This is a genomic window from Massilia sp. TWR1-2-2, from assembly GCF_049897565.1.
Taxonomy (GTDB): Bacteria; Pseudomonadota; Gammaproteobacteria; order Burkholderiales; family Burkholderiaceae_D; genus JAFCUW01.
The window spans coordinates 1-732 of record NZ_JAFCWM010000105.1 but is presented as its reverse complement, the minus strand read 5'-3'; the positions used below and the strand labels follow the sequence as shown (position 1 = coordinate 732).

At 57.0% G+C, this 732-nt stretch carries 1 protein-coding gene; it reads right to left on the bottom strand.

Annotation, left to right across the window (positions count from 1 at the left end; translation table 11 throughout):
- Nucleotides 1–189: 189 nt before the first annotated feature.
- Nucleotides 190–732: transposase (locus ACP7DD_RS26575; RefSeq protein ID WP_426178406.1), on the bottom strand; the 543-nt coding region annotated here is incomplete at its 5' end.

Below are 732 nucleotides of genomic sequence, written 5' to 3'. Positions count from 1 at the left end.
CTAGCCTGAATGTTTCACAAACTGCCACAGCGGCCTCCGGGTTGCCGACACTGGACTTGTTTGGCTGTAATCGGAATGTCGCGGGCGATGTCGCCCCTACCCAATTGAACGGGACATCAAATGAAGTTGCATGAAGGTTGATGGTTGGCGGTGGGATGGTCAGTTCTCGGCAGACCGGACGTGACCTACTCAGGACGAGTTGAGGAACCTGGCCGGCGTCGGCAGATACAGTCGTTCGGTCAACGTCTGCAGCAGATGTTTGACTGGGCAGGCGCTCGGCAGATGAAGGACGATCTTGTTCTTGTACTGCCTGACCTGCACGGCGATCTTGAACAGTTTCGAGATGACCGTTGATGGCTGAGCCTGGGACAGATCGGTATGCTGCAGTGCCTGGGTGCGCAGTTGCTGGTGCAAGATATAGGCTGCTGCATGCAGCAACAAGCGCATGCAATTGGCCAAAAAGCTGGTGCAGGAGGTGCGGTCGGCGGCCAGATCATCCTTGAGATGTTTGATGTAGTTTTCGGCCTGACCCCGCGCGCAATAAATGTCTTCATACAGCGTGCCTGCATCGAGTCCAGTTAGCGAGGTCACGATGAAGCGCGTGTTCTCGCCGAGCGCCATAACCTCGGCCTTCAACAGCACTCGCCAAGCCCTCGGCCATGAGCGCGCCTTGTAGGTAAATTCATCGAACAGGCGTACCGCGTTCGGCACCACGTCCTGCGTTTGCGCTGC